The organism is bacterium, from assembly GCA_030247525.1.
In the GTDB taxonomy this organism is placed as follows: Bacteria; Electryoneota; JAOADG01; order JAOADG01; family JAOADG01; genus JAOTSC01.
The window spans coordinates 1-15516 of sequence record JAOTSC010000081.1 but is presented as its reverse complement, the minus strand read 5'-3'; the positions used below and the strand labels follow the sequence as shown (position 1 = coordinate 15516).

30 protein-coding genes are annotated in these 15516 nt (G+C 50.5%); all 30 read right to left on the bottom strand.

Annotated elements, in window-relative coordinates; genetic code table 11:
- Positions 1–203 (bottom strand): 30S ribosomal protein S4 (locus OEM52_08810; protein ID MDK9700230.1); only part of this gene is annotated, 203 nt, incomplete at its 3' end.
- Positions 204–310: 107 nt separating this feature from the next.
- Positions 311–700, bottom strand: coding sequence for a 30S ribosomal protein S11 (gene rpsK, locus OEM52_08805; GenBank protein MDK9700229.1), 390 nt, complete (start codon positions 698–700; stop codon positions 311–313).
- Between the two features lie 137 nt (positions 701–837).
- The gene (gene rpsM, locus OEM52_08800; protein MDK9700228.1) at positions 838–1218 is read right to left on the bottom strand and encodes a 30S ribosomal protein S13; all 381 of its coding nucleotides are present in this window, start codon (positions 1216–1218) and stop codon (positions 838–840) included.
- Between the two features lie 141 nt (positions 1219–1359).
- Positions 1360–1476 carry a 50S ribosomal protein L36 gene (gene rpmJ / locus OEM52_08795; GenBank protein ID MDK9700227.1) on the bottom strand — a complete coding sequence of 39 codons (117 nt, stop codon included), beginning with the start codon at positions 1474–1476 and terminating at the stop codon, positions 1360–1362.
- 81 nt (positions 1477–1557) lie between these two features.
- Positions 1558–1776 carry a translation initiation factor IF-1 gene (gene infA / locus OEM52_08790; GenBank protein MDK9700226.1) on the bottom strand — a complete coding sequence of 73 codons (219 nt, stop codon included), beginning with the start codon at positions 1774–1776 and terminating at the stop codon, positions 1558–1560.
- Positions 1777–1786: 10 nt separating this feature from the next.
- On the bottom strand, positions 1787–2551 hold the full coding sequence (gene map, locus OEM52_08785; protein ID MDK9700225.1) for a type I methionyl aminopeptidase: 765 nt from the start codon (positions 2549–2551) through the stop codon (positions 1787–1789).
- Positions 2548–3180: an adenylate kinase gene (locus OEM52_08780; GenBank protein ID MDK9700224.1), complete on the bottom strand. Its 633-nt coding sequence runs from the start codon at positions 3178–3180 to the stop codon at positions 2548–2550. The genes map and OEM52_08780 overlap by 4 nt, the downstream gene beginning before the upstream one ends.
- 2 nt (positions 3181–3182) lie before the next feature.
- Positions 3183–4523, bottom strand: coding sequence for a preprotein translocase subunit SecY (gene secY / locus OEM52_08775; protein MDK9700223.1), 1341 nt, complete (start codon positions 4521–4523; stop codon positions 3183–3185).
- Between the two features lie 15 nt (positions 4524–4538).
- Positions 4539–5033 (bottom strand): 50S ribosomal protein L15, encoded by a 495-nt coding sequence (rplO, locus tag OEM52_08770; protein ID MDK9700222.1) that lies wholly within the window; start codon positions 5031–5033, stop codon positions 4539–4541.
- A gap of 10 nt (positions 5034–5043) precedes the next feature.
- Positions 5044–5238, bottom strand: coding sequence for a 50S ribosomal protein L30 (gene rpmD / locus OEM52_08765; protein ID MDK9700221.1), 195 nt, complete (start codon positions 5236–5238; stop codon positions 5044–5046).
- Between the two features lie 3 nt (positions 5239–5241).
- Positions 5242–5883 carry a 30S ribosomal protein S5 gene (gene rpsE / locus OEM52_08760; GenBank protein ID MDK9700220.1) on the bottom strand — a complete coding sequence of 214 codons (642 nt, stop codon included), beginning with the start codon at positions 5881–5883 and terminating at the stop codon, positions 5242–5244.
- A 23-nt stretch (positions 5884–5906) separates the two neighbouring features.
- Entirely contained in the window at positions 5907–6278 is a 372-nt protein-coding gene (gene rplR / locus OEM52_08755) for a 50S ribosomal protein L18 (protein ID MDK9700219.1), read from the bottom strand.
- Between the two features lie 71 nt (positions 6279–6349).
- Positions 6350–6892 (bottom strand): 50S ribosomal protein L6, encoded by a 543-nt coding sequence (gene rplF, locus OEM52_08750; protein MDK9700218.1) that lies wholly within the window; start codon positions 6890–6892, stop codon positions 6350–6352.
- Between the two features lie 84 nt (positions 6893–6976).
- Positions 6977–7372 (bottom strand): 30S ribosomal protein S8, encoded by a 396-nt coding sequence (rpsH, locus tag OEM52_08745; protein MDK9700217.1) that lies wholly within the window; start codon positions 7370–7372, stop codon positions 6977–6979.
- A 13-nt stretch (positions 7373–7385) separates the two neighbouring features.
- Complete coding sequence (locus tag OEM52_08740; GenBank protein MDK9700216.1) at positions 7386–7649, bottom strand: 30S ribosomal protein S14; 264 nt, start codon at positions 7647–7649, stop codon at positions 7386–7388.
- 221 nt (positions 7650–7870) lie between these two features.
- On the bottom strand, positions 7871–8422 hold the full coding sequence (rplE, locus tag OEM52_08735) for a 50S ribosomal protein L5 (GenBank protein MDK9700215.1): 552 nt from the start codon (positions 8420–8422) through the stop codon (positions 7871–7873).
- Between the two features lie 317 nt (positions 8423–8739).
- On the bottom strand, positions 8740–9057 hold the full coding sequence (rplX, locus tag OEM52_08730) for a 50S ribosomal protein L24 (GenBank protein MDK9700214.1): 318 nt from the start codon (positions 9055–9057) through the stop codon (positions 8740–8742).
- Positions 9058–9080: 23 nt separating this feature from the next.
- Positions 9081–9449 carry a 50S ribosomal protein L14 gene (gene rplN, locus OEM52_08725; protein ID MDK9700213.1) on the bottom strand — a complete coding sequence of 123 codons (369 nt, stop codon included), beginning with the start codon at positions 9447–9449 and terminating at the stop codon, positions 9081–9083.
- 18 nt (positions 9450–9467) lie between these two features.
- Positions 9468–9728, bottom strand: coding sequence for a 30S ribosomal protein S17 (gene rpsQ / locus OEM52_08720; protein MDK9700212.1), 261 nt, complete (start codon positions 9726–9728; stop codon positions 9468–9470).
- A gap of 155 nt (positions 9729–9883) precedes the next feature.
- Positions 9884–10099 (bottom strand): 50S ribosomal protein L29, encoded by a 216-nt coding sequence (rpmC, locus tag OEM52_08715; GenBank protein MDK9700211.1) that lies wholly within the window; start codon positions 10097–10099, stop codon positions 9884–9886.
- Positions 10099–10512: a 50S ribosomal protein L16 gene (gene rplP / locus OEM52_08710; GenBank protein MDK9700210.1), complete on the bottom strand. Its 414-nt coding sequence runs from the start codon at positions 10510–10512 to the stop codon at positions 10099–10101. Before rplP ends, rpmC begins: the two co-directional genes overlap by 1 nt.
- Before the next feature lie 56 nt (positions 10513–10568).
- Positions 10569–11225, bottom strand: a complete 657-nt coding sequence (rpsC, locus tag OEM52_08705; protein ID MDK9700209.1) for a 30S ribosomal protein S3 — start codon at positions 11223–11225, stop codon at positions 10569–10571.
- 12 nt (positions 11226–11237) lie between these two features.
- Entirely contained in the window at positions 11238–11687 is a 450-nt protein-coding gene (gene rplV / locus OEM52_08700) for a 50S ribosomal protein L22 (protein ID MDK9700208.1), read from the bottom strand.
- A 20-nt stretch (positions 11688–11707) separates the two neighbouring features.
- Complete coding sequence (gene rpsS, locus OEM52_08695; protein MDK9700207.1) at positions 11708–11998, bottom strand: 30S ribosomal protein S19; 291 nt, start codon at positions 11996–11998, stop codon at positions 11708–11710.
- Positions 11999–12013: 15 nt separating this feature from the next.
- Entirely contained in the window at positions 12014–12844 is an 831-nt protein-coding gene (gene rplB / locus OEM52_08690; GenBank protein MDK9700206.1) for a 50S ribosomal protein L2, read from the bottom strand.
- Between the two features lie 159 nt (positions 12845–13003).
- Positions 13004–13291 (bottom strand): 50S ribosomal protein L23, encoded by a 288-nt coding sequence (locus OEM52_08685; protein ID MDK9700205.1) that lies wholly within the window; start codon positions 13289–13291, stop codon positions 13004–13006.
- Between the two features lies 1 nt (position 13292).
- On the bottom strand, positions 13293–13946 hold the full coding sequence (gene rplD, locus OEM52_08680) for a 50S ribosomal protein L4 (protein MDK9700204.1): 654 nt from the start codon (positions 13944–13946) through the stop codon (positions 13293–13295).
- On the bottom strand, positions 13943–14572 hold the full coding sequence (gene rplC / locus OEM52_08675; protein MDK9700203.1) for a 50S ribosomal protein L3: 630 nt from the start codon (positions 14570–14572) through the stop codon (positions 13943–13945). Before rplC ends, rplD begins: the two co-directional genes overlap by 4 nt.
- A 144-nt stretch (positions 14573–14716) precedes the next feature.
- Positions 14717–15022, bottom strand: a complete 306-nt coding sequence (rpsJ, locus tag OEM52_08670) for a 30S ribosomal protein S10 (GenBank protein ID MDK9700202.1) — start codon at positions 15020–15022, stop codon at positions 14717–14719.
- A 175-nt stretch (positions 15023–15197) separates the two neighbouring features.
- On the bottom strand, positions 15198–15516 hold a 319-nt coding region (tuf, locus tag OEM52_08665; GenBank protein MDK9700201.1), incomplete at its 5' end, for an elongation factor Tu.

Here is a 15516-nt window from a genome sequence, read left to right as displayed (position 1 = left end):
TACATACGGCGAATCTTCTGCTTTTCTCGTAACTGCATGCCGTATTCGGAAACCTTGCCGCGCCGGTTTCTGCCATGTTGTCCGGGGATGAAGCCTTTACGCTCAAACGCGCACTTGGGAGTCAAGCAGCGTTCGCCCTTGAGATATAATTTTTCGCCTTCGCGGCGGCAGATTCGGCAAACCGGACCGGTATATCTTGCCATTCGATTCAACTCCTAAAACCAAGGTTCGCGGGTTCACCGCTCTCCAAACAGCGGGCGAAATTTGCCCTTTGCGGTCAGGCAATATTGCCCAACCTCTCAAAAACAAGTTAGACGCGACGTCGTTTCTTGGGACGGCAACCGTTGTGCGGCAACGGGGTGACATCTTTAATCGACTGGACTTGCAATCCTGCCGCGGACAAGGCGCGCACTGCCGATTCCCTTCCGCCGCCAGGTCCCTTGACTTGAATCGCAATCTTCCGTAAACCGAGATCGATCGCGGTCTTTGCAGCTTGTTGTGCAGCCTGTTGCGCCGCAAACGGCGTATTCTTCCGACTGCCGCGGAATCCCATTTTTCCTGCTGACGACCACGAAATTGTATTGCCATAGGCGTCAGTGATGGTGATTAAGGTGTTGTTGAACGACGCTTGGATAAATGCTGCGCCGCTCGCTTCCACTTTTTCGCGTTTCTTAGTCTTCTTCTTCTTCGGAGTTGCCACGAACTCGCTCCCTTATATGCAGGCGATTCCGCCAAAATTGTCGGATTTGAGCATCCAACTTTCGATTCGATATGTCGACAAACTGTTTTGTCTGCCGTACAGAGGCATTAGTTTAGGTTGCCAACCTCTAAGGAATATTACTTCCGAGGTGCAGTAACCTTACCGGCGATGGTCTTCTTACGACCTTTCCGGGTACGGGAATTGTTTTTCGTATTCTGTCCGCGCACTGGCAAACCTCTACGATGACGCAATCCACGGTAACAGGCGATGTCCATCAAGCGTTTGATATTCATCTGCACTTCGGAACGAAGCGCACCTTCGACCTTGTACTCTGCGGTAATCGCATTACGGATTTTGTTCTGCTCGTCGTCGTTCAGATCGCCGGCTTTTTTTCCGGGATTAACACCGGTATCCGTACAAATCTTCGCTGCGATCGCGGGACCGATTCCATAGATGTAACGTAACGCGATCTCAATACGCTTATTGCGAGGTAGATCGACGCCTGCGATACGTGCCACTTTTACTCCTCAAATTCGGGTGATGTTAACTCAACCCTTGCAGATTGTCAGGCAGGATTACGTTCCGTGATTCGAAACGAATTGCCTAACCTCCAGAACTTCATCGGGCTAATATGCCCAACCTCAACGAACGAATTTCGATTACCCTTGACGTTGCTTATGCTTTGGCTTCTTCGAGCAGATAACTCGAACAACGCCATTTCGCTTCACAATTTTACAAGCGTCGCAGATTTTTTTTACCGAGGGGCGGACTTTCATCGTATCCTCATTTTCCTTAGCTAATGTCGGACTAAACAGCCCGGCTTACGAATGGACAAACAACAACGTCTGTCCGACAGACTATTTATAGCGGTAGACGATCCGTCCACGTTTCAAATCGTAGGGACTAATCTCGACTGTCACCTTATCACCGGGCAGAATCTTGATGAAATTCATTCTCATCTTTCCCGAGATATGGGCGAGTACGATGTGCCCCTTTTCCAATTCAACCCGGAACGTCGCATTGGGCAACGATTCTACGACTACGCCGTCCAGTTTGATGGAAGTGTCGCTACCCATTCGTCTCCTGTCACTCTAAAATCGTTAACCGCTGCGGACCCTGTTCGGTAATCGCGACGGTATGTTCAAAATGCGCTGACGGTTTACCATCGGCAGTGACGACTGTCCATCCATCTTTCAGGACTTTCACTGCGTAGGTACCCGCATTAATCATCGGTTCGATCGCAATCACAATACCCGGTCTTAAAATGACGCCGCGTCCCTTTTGTCCATAGTTCGGGACTTGCGGATCTTCATGCATCTTTTGACCGACACCATGTCCACACAGGTCGCGTACCACACTAAAACCACGGGCTTCGACATGGGTCTGCACGGTATATCCGATATCGGATAAGTGCGAAACGTCGGGAACGATCTGGTCGATTGCGATTGCCAACGATTCTTCCGTAGCCTGCATCAACCGTTTTTTCAAATCGCTGATTTCACCGACGGCAAAGGTTCGCGCCGCATCGCCGATGTAACCATCCAATTCAACCCCGACATCAACACCAACTATCATTCCGGTTTCGAGTTTACGGGCTGAAGGGATTCCGTGTACTACTTCTTCGTCAATCGAAATACAGGTCGAAGAAGGAAATGGATTATCTCGTGGTCCATACCCTTTGAAGACCGGTTTTCCGCCACTTGAACGGATTAACGCTTCGATTGCACGGTCGATTTCAATTGTCGGTAGACCCGGTTCTACCATTTTACCCGCGAGTTCGAGACATCTTGCTACTAAATTACCGGCTCTCCGGATTTTCTCGATCTCTTTCGGGGTTTTTAATTTTATCACGCCAGTGTTGCCTTCACACGCCGGTACACCGCTTCAACTTCGCCGTTGGCGTCAACGATTGAGACACCAATTTTTCTTTCATAATACTGCTTCAGCGGCGCGGTCTTTTTCTCATACTCTTGTAATCGTACTTGAATCGCTTCGGGCTGATCGTCGGCGCGATGGATTAACGGTTCGCCGGAAACATCGCAGATACCCTCAACTTTCGGAGGATTCGACATCAGGTTATAGACCCGTCCTGATTTCAAGGCGACCCGTCGAGAGCTTAATCGTTTCACGATTTCATCGAACGGGACTTCCAACGAGATGACACGGTCGATTTTCATTCCGCGTCCGGAAAGAATCGTTTCAAATCCTTCCGCTTGTGCAATTGTTCGGGGGAATCCGTCGAACAAATAGGACTTCCCGGTCTCCATTCGCAATGCTACCATGTTCAAGATGACCGTATCTGGCACTAACTCGCCGCGTTCCATGTACAGCTTTGCCGCTAAACCCAGTTCGGTTCCGTTTGCTTGCTCGCTCCGGAGGATATCTCCGGTACTAAGTTGAACAAACTTCTCCCGATCAACTAATAGCTGCGCTTGCGTACCTTTTCCCACACCGGGAGCGCCTAATATGATCACATTCATAGTTACATCCGTCGGACGTTTGCTCTTCCGCGTATGCGGCCGGATTTCATCAGACCGTCGTAATGTCGCATTAAAAGATGCGATTCAATTTGCTGTAGCGTATCGAGTGCAACACCCACCAGAATCAATAACCCAGTACCGCCAAAGAATGCCGCGAAGTTGTAACTGGTCTGGGCATACTTGGAAATAATGGTTGGCACAATCGCTACCAACGCTAATGCAATCGCGCCCGGCAACGTAATACGCGAAAGAATGTTATCCAAATAATCGGAAGTCTTCTTTCCGGGCTTCACAGCGGGGATTAATCCGCCATACTTCTTCAAGTTGTTTGCGACGTCGGTCGGATTGAACGCGACGGCAGTATAGAAGTAAGTGAAGAAAACGATTAGGATTGCATAGACCGTCATGTAAATAAAGTTGTCGTACGTGAACGCGGCATGTAGCCAATTTCGCAATTCCATATCATCGGGAAGGAATGTCGCGAGCGTAGAAGGTACGAACATAATTGTCTGTGCGAAAATGATTGGCATAACACCGGCAGTATTGACCCGCAACGGGATATGGGTCGATTGACCGCCCATCATCTTCCGACCAACCATGCGTTTGGCATATTGTACCGGTATCTTCCGCACGCCTTGCGTAAGATAGACCACCGCAACAATCGCAAAGAACATCATCACCAAAAGGAAAGCAGCCATAATCGGACCGTGGATTCCCTTTGTAACCATTTGGAATTCGTCGAGGAATGCCCATGGTATCCGGTCGACAATTCCGATAAAGATTAGGAGTGAAATACCGTTTCCAATCCCGCGCTCGGTAATTCGCTCACCAAGCCACATGATAAATACCGTACCGGTCGTCATCGTTAACATCGTAAGGAGATAGAAACCGATCGTTGCACCACCCGGTACAACCTGTCTTCCACCTGCCTCTAATGAAGCCAAATATGCCGCCACGCCGAGTGACTGCATCATAGCGATACCGACAGTCAGGTAACGGGTCCACTGGGTAATCTTCTTTCGCCCCTCTTCCCCCTCCTGCTGCAGTTTCTGTAAGGTCGGGATGACCGTACCGAGGAGTTGGAGAATGATGGACGCCGAGATGTAGGGCATAATACCCAATGCGAAGATTGTCGCCTTGCCGAAGTTACCACCGGCAAACATATCGTACAGTCCAAACAGCGTCCCTTTTTGCTGTTCAAACGCCGCCGCTAATGCGACGCGATCAATCATCGGCACCGGCACGTGTGCGCCTAGCCGGTAGACAAAAAATATCCCCAACGTGAACAGAATACGTCGTTTCAGTTCCGGGATGTTGAAGATATTACGAAGAGTCTGTAGCATCGGTTCGCTCGGGCTTTACTTCGTCACACTATTCTTGGTGAATTTCATTTTCGCCGGTCGTTCGACGACGACTGGTACGGTAACTTCGCCGCCGGCCGCTTTCACTTTTTCGATTGCGGATGCCGACGCAGCGTCAACGCTAACCTTCAACGGTTTCGATAGATCGCCGTTTCCAAGCAATTTAACCGGACCCGCTGAATGGGAAGTTAAACCGGCTTTTTCGAGCATTTCAACTGTTACTTCAGTATCAAAGCGCTCGAGTTGACCAATGTTGACAACTTGATATTCAACCCGAAATGGATTTTTAAAGCCGCGTTTTGGCAACCGTCGGAAGATCGGCATCTGACCGCCTTCAAATCCGGGTTTTGTGCCTGAACCGCTTCGTGAGCCGTAGCCCTTGATACCGCGCGTAGCCGTTCTACCGTGACCGCTGCCGTATCCACGAGCGATTCGCTTCGGCTTCTTTACCGCTCCGGCATTTGGTTTTAATGTTCCTAAAGTCGTTCCCACAGTAGCTTCCTTACTTCGCTTCGTCCGGTAGTTCCTCAACTTTTAGCAAGTGAGGCACTTTCGCAATCATTCCCCGGATCGCCGGAGTATCGCCGTGAATTACTGCGTGATTGAGTTTTCGCAAACCGAGCGCTTCGACGGTACGCTTCATTCGCCAGTTGCAATCAATCGTGCTTTTCGCATAGGTTATCTTCAAACGTGCCATCGGTTACGAATCCTCCCGTACCGCTCCGGCAGCAAAGACCTGCCGCACCGTTATTCCACGGCGACGAACCACGCTTGCAACGTCGATTGCGCCTTCCAAACCGGCAAACACCGCTTTTACCACATTGTGTGGATTGGTCGAGCCAAGTACCTTGGTCAATACGTCGCGGATTCCGAAACATTCCATTATCGCACGAACCGCACCTCCCGCGATAACACCGGTACCAGGGGACGCCGGCTTTAACTTCACTTTTCCGGCACCGTAGCGTCCAATAATCTCGTGAGGAAGCGTAACGCCAACCATCGGGTAACGTTTCATCGCCCGCTTGGCAAGTTCGGTTCCCTTGGAAATTGCATCAGCGACTTCATTCGCTTTTCCGAGTCCGAATCCGACTTTTCCCTTGCCATCGCCGACAACAACTAAAGCATTGAAAGAGAAGTTACGACCACCCTTGACAACTTTGGCAACGCGATTGACGTGGACAACTTTTTCGATCAACGACGGATCGTGATCATCACCACGGCCGCGATCACGACGTCCACCCCGCTCACCCCGGTCACCGCGCTCATTTCGTGGTTCGCGACGACCTTCCCCGTAACGGGTTTCGGCAGTAGGTTCGACTGCTGGGGTTTCCATTTTTTCCATTCCAGGCTCCGCAGTAAACTCGCTCAAAACGAAAGCCCTCCTTCTCGTGCACCTTCCGCTACCGCAGCGACTCTGCCATGATAGGGGTAACCATTCCGGTCGAATACGACTTTTGTGATGCCCAGCTCTTTTGCTTTCGCAGCAATTAATATACCCAATTCCTTGCCTTGAGCGGTCTTCGTCATTGCGCCTTTGGCGGTAATTTCGGGATTCTTGGTGGATGCACCGGTTAATGTCAGATGAGCGACATCGTCGACGATCTGGGCATAGGTGAATTGCAAACTGCGAAAAATCACTAACCGGGGACGATCCGGAGTACCGTTCACATTGGCACGAATGTGGCGCTTACGCCGCAGACGGGCATTGACTCGGACTTTCTTATACGCTTCAATCATACTTGTTTTCGCTCCTCAGCAGGATGATTCGACAAAGCATTATCGACCGCCATCCCGCACTGCGAGATACTTTACTTACCCTTACCGGTCTTACCGGCCTTGCGAAGAATGACTTCGTTCTCGTATTTAATGCCTTTGCCCTTGTAGGGTTCCGGTTTTCGGAAACCGCGAATCATCGCCGCGACAACTCCGAGTAATTCTTTATCGTAACCTTTGACGACGATTTGGGTCGGCTTTGGGGCTTCAATTGTAATACCTTCCGGCGCAACAAACTCGATTGGGTGCGAATAGCCCAGGCTCAATACCAGATCGGGCCCTTTCTTCTCCGCTTTATACCCAACACCGACGATTTCCAAATTTCGTACGAACCCTGTGGAAACACCGGTAACCATGTTCGAAATCAAAGTCCGTGTCAAGCCATGCATCGACTTTGCGGTTTTGCTCTCGCCATCACGGGTAATATTGATTTCCCCGTTCTCAATGTTAACCGCCACCTTTTCCGGCAACTTGCGCTGCAATGTTCCGAGCGGTCCCTTCACAGTCACCATGGTCTCGGTGATTTTCACATCGACACCCTTCGGCAACGGAATCGGTTTCTTTCCAATACGCGACATTGTTTTACCTATACTCAAGATGTCGGACAAACCTGCCCAACTTTCACAGTTGTCTCAGACGCAGTAGTCTGAGCTACGGTACATCTACCAGACGTAACAGAGTATTTCACCACCGACGCCTAACTGGCGTGCCCGACCTCCGGTGATTACTCCCTTTGGCGTGGTTAAAATCGAAATTCCCAATTGATTCATCACCCGGGGAATCTCGGTTTTTCCAACATACCGGCGACGACCAGGGGTTGAAGCCCGCCTGATCCCGGCAATTGCTGGTGCGCCTTCTTCGTCATACTTGAGGTATACCCGCAAGATTCCTTGTTTGCCGTCCTCAAACCGCTTGAAGGAACGAATAAAATTTTGATCGACCAAGATTTGGCTGATCGCCTCTTTCATTTTAGAAGAGGGGACATCTACAGTGCGGTGTTTCGCAGCTTGAGCATTACGAACCGCCGTGAGAAAATCCGCAATCGGATCGGTTACCACAGTTTGTGCTCCTTTACCAGCTTGCCTTGACTACACCCGGAATTTCTCCCTGCAACGCGAGATCACGGAAGCAGAGACGGCAAACGCCGTAATGCCGGAGATAAGCACGTGCCCTACCGCATCGGCGGCACCGATTACGAATCTTCGTCGGACGAAGCAGAACGGGAAGCTTCTGAATGAGCTCTCCTAATTCCTTCTTGTCCTTCGCTTTAACATGCGCTTCTGTAACCTTTCGGACGATCCGCGCCTGCTTTACTCTCATCGCCAAGCGAGCCATAAATGCTCTTTCCTTTTAATCAGCGAATGTAATTCGCTTCGATTGATACAGGTATCTTAGCCTGTCGCTACCGATTTGCTGGGCGTTGTCTGCCCGTTCTGAGAATGTATTTTCATTGCGTTTTGCAATGATCGTTGGGCAGGACTACACAGACTATCGATACCTCTCAGACAAGATTATCTGAACTACCGATATCTGGTTGGATTGCCCAACCTCCAAGGTTACTTCACTACGGCTTCCGCCTTCTTACGGAACGGCATTCCGAGTTCCCGTAACAGTTCACGTGCATGTTCGTCGTTCAATGCAGTCGTAACGAATGTAATATCCATCCCGTGCAGTTTCTCCACTGAATCGTAATTGATTTCCGGGAAGATTATCTGCTCTTTTATGCCCAGGGTGTAATTTCCGCGTCCATCGAACGATTTATCGCTCACCCCACGGAAGTCACGAATACGGGGAACTGCCAGGTTAAAGAAGCGATCCAAAAATTCCCACATCACAGTTCGACGTAGTGTCGTTTTCACGCCAATCGGCATACCTTCGCGCAACTTAAAGTTTGAAATCGATTTCTTCGCTTTCGTTACAATCGGTTTCATACCGGTAATCGAAGAAACTTCGCCAACGACGCTTTCTAACAATTTCGCTTCTTCGTGACCCTTACCGACACCGACGTTTATCACAATTTTCACCAGTTTCGGCACTTGCATCGGATTAGTCAGCTTTAACTTTTCCATTAAGGCAGGAATTACTTTTTCTTTGTATGTTTCCTGCAAGCGGGGACGATATCCGGTATCAACAGCTTTATGTCCACCCGTCGCGGGAGCGGTTGCTACGGTGGAAGCCTTGCCGCCGCCTTTTTTCGCAGCAGCAGGTGCTTGCTTGCTTACCGGCTTTGCCGATGGTTTTGCCGAGCCGCCTTTAGCGCCTTTTGCCGGCGCTTTGCTGCCCTTTGCCTTGCTTTTATCGTCTTTCGCCACGATTCGTTTCCTTATCCCCTCGTCCCATGTGTACACGTGAACTGAAGTCCACTGCTACCCGTAATACGGTTTACCAGAATGACGAAGCGGTTATTTCAGATTCCAAAGATTACTTAAAACGAGTTTCCGGATTTCTTACCGACGCGAACCGAACGACGTTTTCCGTTTTCTTCGATTCGTTTGTGACCGACGCGGGTCGGTTTATTGGTCTGCCGCTCAACGACCATCACGTTGCCGGCGTTAATCGCCGCTTCGCGTTCGATACTTCCACCCTTTGGTAACTTTTGGCTTGGCTTGGTGTGACGTTTGATGAAGCGCACCCCTTCAACAACGATCAGTTGCTTTTTCGGGTAGACTTTCAACACGCGACCTCGCTTGCCGGAATCGTTACCGGTTATGATTACTACGGTGTCGTTTTTTCGGACGTGCATCGTTCCTTCTCCGCTCGTTGCGTTTAGAGTACTTCCGGCGCCAACGAGATAATTTTCATTTGATTTTTGTCGCGGAGTTCACGGGCAACCGGTCCAAAGATACGGGTACCGCGGGGTTCCAGTTTGTCGTCCAACAGTACGCACGCATTGTCGTCGAACCGGATATAGGTTCCGTCCTTGCGGCGAATTTCTTTGCTGGTACGCACCACGACTGCCTTGGTTTTTTGGCCTTTTTTGACCTGTCCGCCGGGGATGGCGCTCTTCACACTAACCATGATGATATCCCCGATGCTTGCGGAACGGCGCCAAGAGCCGCCATATAAGCGGAAACATGCGACGACTTTCGCCCCGGTATTATCCGCCACCGTTAATTTTGTCTGTTCGCGAATCATTGGTTTAAACCTACCGTTTTACTTCGCTTTTTCGATAATCTCGAGAAGCCGCCAGCGCTTCATTTTCGAGAGCGGACGGGTCTCCATCACTTTCACCAAGTCGCCAACGCCAGCAACGTTTAACTCGTCGTGTGCGTATAGCTTCGAGGTGAAGCGAACATATTTTCCGTACAATGCGTGCGGAACCCGGCGCTCCACCGCGACGGTAACCGTCTTCGCCATTTTACTGGATACCACTCGCCCGATCCGGACTTTGCGGTGACCACGAACTTGTTCCATGCTTCCATTACCTTTGTAAAGGTCAATTTTCATTCACTACCATCGTCGAACTCAAGTTGCGCTTTTGTTCTCCGACTGATTGGGCGTAAGATGCTTTACACCCCTACAAATTTGCTGTCAGGCAAGATTGCCTAACCTCCGGCAATAGCAAAAAACTACTGCGCGCCCGGCGCTTTTCGAGTACCGTTCAAGTACTCTTTCACCAAGGTTTCTGCTTGTGCGACATTCCGCCGTAAGACACGGAGCCGAAGTGGGTTGTCCAATGGCTGGGTAGCTTTATTAAATCGCAACTCTGCCATATCGTTCCTCATTTCGGTCAGTTTTAACTGAAGGTCCTTGAGCGGCAATTCAGCCAATTCTCGAAACTTCATTAGAACTCCTCCCGCGCCACTACTTTGCAATTAATCGGCAGCTTTTGGGCTGCGAGGGAAAGCGCAGCTTTCGCCAAGTCAGGGGTTACCCCCTCGATTTCAAACATTACTCTTCCCGGCTTCACAACAGCAACCCAGTACTCGGGCGCACCTTTTCCTTTACCCATTCGGGTTTCGGCTGGTTTTGCGGTTACCGGCTTATCCGGGAACAACCGGATCCAAATTTTGCCACCACGTTTTACGTGACGGGAAATTGCGATACGAGCCGCTTCGATTTGTCGAGCTGTGATCCAGCCGGGCTCCATCGCCTTCAGTCCAAATTCGCCAAACGAGACCGCGCCGCCACGATAGGCAAGACCATTCATTCTGCCGCGCTGCTGTTTACGATACTTTATTCGCTTCGGTGCTAACATTTATTCTATCCGTACTGGGTTTGCTTCGCCTTCGGCTTGCAACAGCCCCTGTAATCTTATTGTTGCACTTGGGTGGAAGACCACTTACCAAATACTTCGCCCTTGCAAATCCACACTTTAACGCCGATAGTACCATACGCGGTAACCGAGGTTGAGCGGGCAAAATCGATAATGGCACGTAAAGTATGCAGTGGGATTCTGCCTTCTTTGTACGATTCGGTTCTTGCCATTTCCGCGCCACCCAATCGTCCGGAACAGGTGACTTTAATCCCTTCAGCGCCAAGGCGGCGAGCGCTTTGGATTGCTTTCTTCATCGCCCGCCGGAAACTTACTTTTCCGGTTAACTGATTGGCAATGCTATCAGCCACCAACTGCGCTTCGATTTCGGGACGGCGTACTTCGACGATATCGAGTGCGACATTCTTTCCGGTAAGTTTAGCAAGTTCTTCTTTAATTTGATCAACTTGCTGACCCTTACGACCAATCACCACACCGGGACGGGCGGAATGAACAATCACTTTTACCGATTGCCGGCCTTGCCGTTCGATTTCGATTCGCGAGATGCTTGCGTTCTGCAAACGGCTCTTGAGATACTTCCGGATTTTACCGTCTTCATCAAATTTCCCGGCGAAATCGTTTTCATCGAACCAATTGGAACTCCAAGTCCGATTTATTCCTAATCGAAGTCCAACCGGATGCGTTTTCTGACCCACGCGATACTCCCTTTATTCCTGCCCGGACTGCTCTTTGGTATCTTCTTTCTTTGCCTTGCTGCGTTTGACCCGGGCGGCTCGTTTCGCCGCTTCCTCGGCCTGCCGTTTGGCAAGCGCTTTCGGATCTTCTTCAACCCGGACAAAGATATGACAACTGCGCTTGATGATCGGCGTCGCACGACCTTGCGCACGGGGTAACCATCGTTTGAGCGAAGGTCCGTCCTGCACATTGATCTCGGCGATGCGCACGATATCGGCATCGACGCCGCGCGCTTCTTCCTTGTTCATCAGATTCGCTAATGCGCTGCGCAGCGCTTTTTCCATCGGCAACGCGGTCGGTTTCCCTGCAAAGTGCAGCAGGTCAATCGCCTGGCTTACCGTTTTCCCGCGCACCAGTCCGGCTACCATCCGCATTTTCTGCGGAGTAACTCGAACAAAGCGGGCAACACATCTTGCTTCCATTGCTGGTTCCTAACAAAACCTTACTTGGCTTTCGCAGCTTTTTCCGTTTTCCGGTGACCGCTGTGTCCTTTGAATACGCGGGTCGGTGCGAATTCGCCCAGCTTGTGTCCGACCATATTCTCGGTAATGAATACCGGAATGAACTTTTTGCCGTTATGCACCGCTAAGGTGTGTCCGATAAAGGCCGGCGAAATCATTGAGCGTCGTGCCCATGTTTTCACCACAACCTTTTTGCGATCCTTATTCAACGCATCGATTTTTACGGAGATGCGCGGATCGATATACGGACCCTTTTTAATCGAACGTGCCATTCCTAATCGCCTCTCTTACTTCTTCGCCGAACGATGACGTACTATCCACTTCTCAGTCGACTTGTTATGACGAGTCTTGTAACCCTTCGTCGGTTTGCCCCACGGCGTACACGGGTGCCGACCGCCAGAGCTTCTTCCTTCGCCACCGCCCATCGGATGGTCAATCGGGTTCATTACGACGCCACGTACGCTGGGACGAATGCCCAACCAGCGGCTCTTGCCGGCTTTACCGTAGTTCTGGTTTTCGTTCTCGACGTTTCCGACTTGTCCGATTACCGCCGTACAATTCAAACTAATCTTACGAATCTCACCAGATGGCATCCGAAGCGAGGCATATTTGCCTTCCTTCGCCATCAGTCGAACAACCGACCCAGCACTTCGGGCAATCTGAGCGCCGGCACCCGGTCGTAATTCGATCAAGCAAATTTCTGTTCCTACCGGTATCATACTCAGCGGTAATGAGTTCCCGGCGCGGATTTCCGCAGTCGGACCGCTCATAATGACATCGCCCTGCTTCATACCAACAGTTGCGATACTGTAACGCTTTTCACCGTCAGCATAATGGAGGAGTGCGATGCGGGCGCTGCGACCCGGGTCGTATTCGATATGGGCAATTTTCGCCGGGATACCGAATTTATCGCGTTTGAAATCGACCACGCGAATCATCCGTTTGTGTCCGCCGCCATGGTGACGAGTGGTAATTCGTCCCATGTTGTTACGGCCACCGGTACGCTTACGGGGGAGCAATAAGCTCTTCTCCGGCGTCTCGCGGGTAATTTCCGAAAAGTCGAGCGTGGCGGCAAAACGCCGCGTCGGCGTATACGGGTTATACTTCTTCAATGGCATTGTTTTTTACCTTAGCTCGCCCATAACTATCACTGTGCAGTGATTTTGCGGGCGGTTTCCAATCCAAAAATTTCTAAGAATCCAGCGAATCAATTGGAATTCTTCAATTACACCGGACAGGCAAACAGGCCGTCTGCGCTCCGGTAATTATCGAAAATCCTACGCGTGCTCGAACAACCCGATGGTTTGTCCTTTTTCCAGCGTAATGATCGCCTTTTTCCAATCCGGCCGTTTCCCTAAGAATCGACCGTAGCGGCGCATTTTACCGCGAATCGTGATGGTGCGGATGGAAGTCACCTTCACTTCAAACTTTTTTTCGACAGCGTTTCGAATCTGGATTTTATTGGCGTCAGGTTCGACCTCAAAGGCATACTGCCGAACAACCAACGTTTCTTCCGCTAACGCGCTCATCTTTTCCGTAACTAACGGACGGCGTAATACACGCATTTCAGACACGGTTCAACACCTCCGCCAACGGCGCAACAGCGCTTTCCTGTAAAATGATATAACGGCTACGTAAGATATCAAAAGCCGAAGCGACAATCGCTTGCTCAATTTGCAACCGCGGAACGTTCAACGCCGATTTCACTAACACGCTATCGTTTGTGTTGGTTAGAAAAAGCGCCGTTTTGACGGGCTGTCCTTTTTCGATTTTGGGCGGCAACACTTTGTCCAAGAAGTTAACGATATCTTTCGTCTTTGGTGCGGTCAGGGTAAAGTCTTCAACGACCATCACCCGCGCATCTTTCGCTTTTGCGCTTAAAGCCGACTTCTTCGCTAAACGTCGTACTTTGAGCGGTAATGCTAACCGGTACGAATGGGGTTCCGGTCCGAAGATCGTTCCACCACCACGCATTATCGGCGACCGAGAAGTACCTTGACGGGCGCGCCCTGTGCCCTTCTGCTTAAACGGCTTGCGACCGCCGCCTCGTACTTCATTCCGATTCTTATGAGCGTGGGTACCTTGTCGCATATTGCTTTGATACACTTTTGCCGCAAGCCAAAGTACGTGTTCATTGGGCTCAATTCCAAATACGTCCTCTGGAAGCTCGATTTCGCGACCGGTCGCGTCACCGTTGCGATTTAAAACGGGCACTTTCATTGTCCGCCTCCCATCTTGCGCAACTCGACGATTCCGCCTGCTGCGCCAGGAACCGCGCCGGCAATCACTAATAGATTGCGCTCGACATCGATTGCAGCAATTTTGAGATTCGCGGTGGTCACTCGAACGTCGCCTAAATGTCCGGCCATTTTTTTACCGGGAAACACGCGAGCGGGATAGGAGTGTGCGCCGATCGAACCGGTACCACGGAACGATTCGTGGGTACCATGGGTTTGATTTGGACGATGGAATCTGTTACGTTTGATCGAACCAGCAAAGCCTTTACCCTTCGATGTTCCAGTAACCTTTACCGCATCGCCAACCCGGAAATATTCGACCGTTCGAATCTCACCGACTTTCACATCACCTGCTGTACCGCGAAATTCACGAAGGAAGCGCTTCGGCGCAGCGCCAATTTTTTTGAATTGGCCAAGATTCGGCTTATTGATATGTTTTTCTTTCACATCGCCGAAACCGAGTTGAACCGCCTCATATCCGTTATGATCATTCGTACGGACTGCAGTAACTGTACAGGGACCTGCCTCAATCACGGTACCGGCGATTGAATCGCCCTTGTCCGTGAACAAGTTCACCATCCCCAATTTTTTTCCAATTAGCCCTGACATTGTCAAATACTTTCGTTACGTCGAACGTTATATCGTTTTCGTCCCGTTTACCGTAGAGCGCCAGACACGAATGTCTGACATGGATTTGTCAAGCTTCCGCTCAACTTCCAACTGTTGTCAGACAGTTGGTCCAATCGACCGAACTCAGGTCTTGATTTCAATATCGACGCCAGCCGGAAGCTCAAGCTTCATTAACGCGTCGACGGTGCGATTTGAAGAATTACGAATGTCGAGCATTCGCTTGTGAATGCGGGTCTCGAACTGCTCACGTGACTTTTTATCGGAGTGCGGCGAGCGGTTCACCGTTACTACCCGGCGTTTCGTCGGCAGTAAAATCGGTCCGGCGACATCAGCGCCGGTCGCTCGTACGGTCTTAACAATTTTCTCAGTACTTTTATCGATCAAATTGTGATCGTACGCTTTCAATCGGATGCGAATCGAACCTGACATTCTTTGTCCTTTGATGTTGGTTGAATCCGCACTCGACGATTCGATGCGACTCGCCCAACCTCCAAACTTTGTCAGACGTGTTAGTCTGACCCATGAGCGTTGTTAAAACAACGCTACTTCTTTTCAGAAACTTTTTTCCGGATGGACAGCCAGGTGTGTCTGTCCTACGGAAATATTACTCGATGATCTGGGTGACGACACCAGCGCCGACCGTACGACCGCCTTCACGAATTGCAAACTTCAGTTTCTCTTCCATCGCTATCGGAGTGATCAGTTCGACATCGACCGTAACACGGTCACCCGGCAATACCATCTCACGGCCTTCCGGAAGTTTTACCGCGCCCGTTACGTCCGTCGTACGGAAGTAAAACTGAGGACGGTAACCATCGAAGAATGGCGTATGACGACCGCCTTCTTCCTTCGATAAAACGTAAACTTCACCCTTGAATTTCGTATGCGGGGTAATCGACTTCGGCTTCGCCAAAACCATCCCG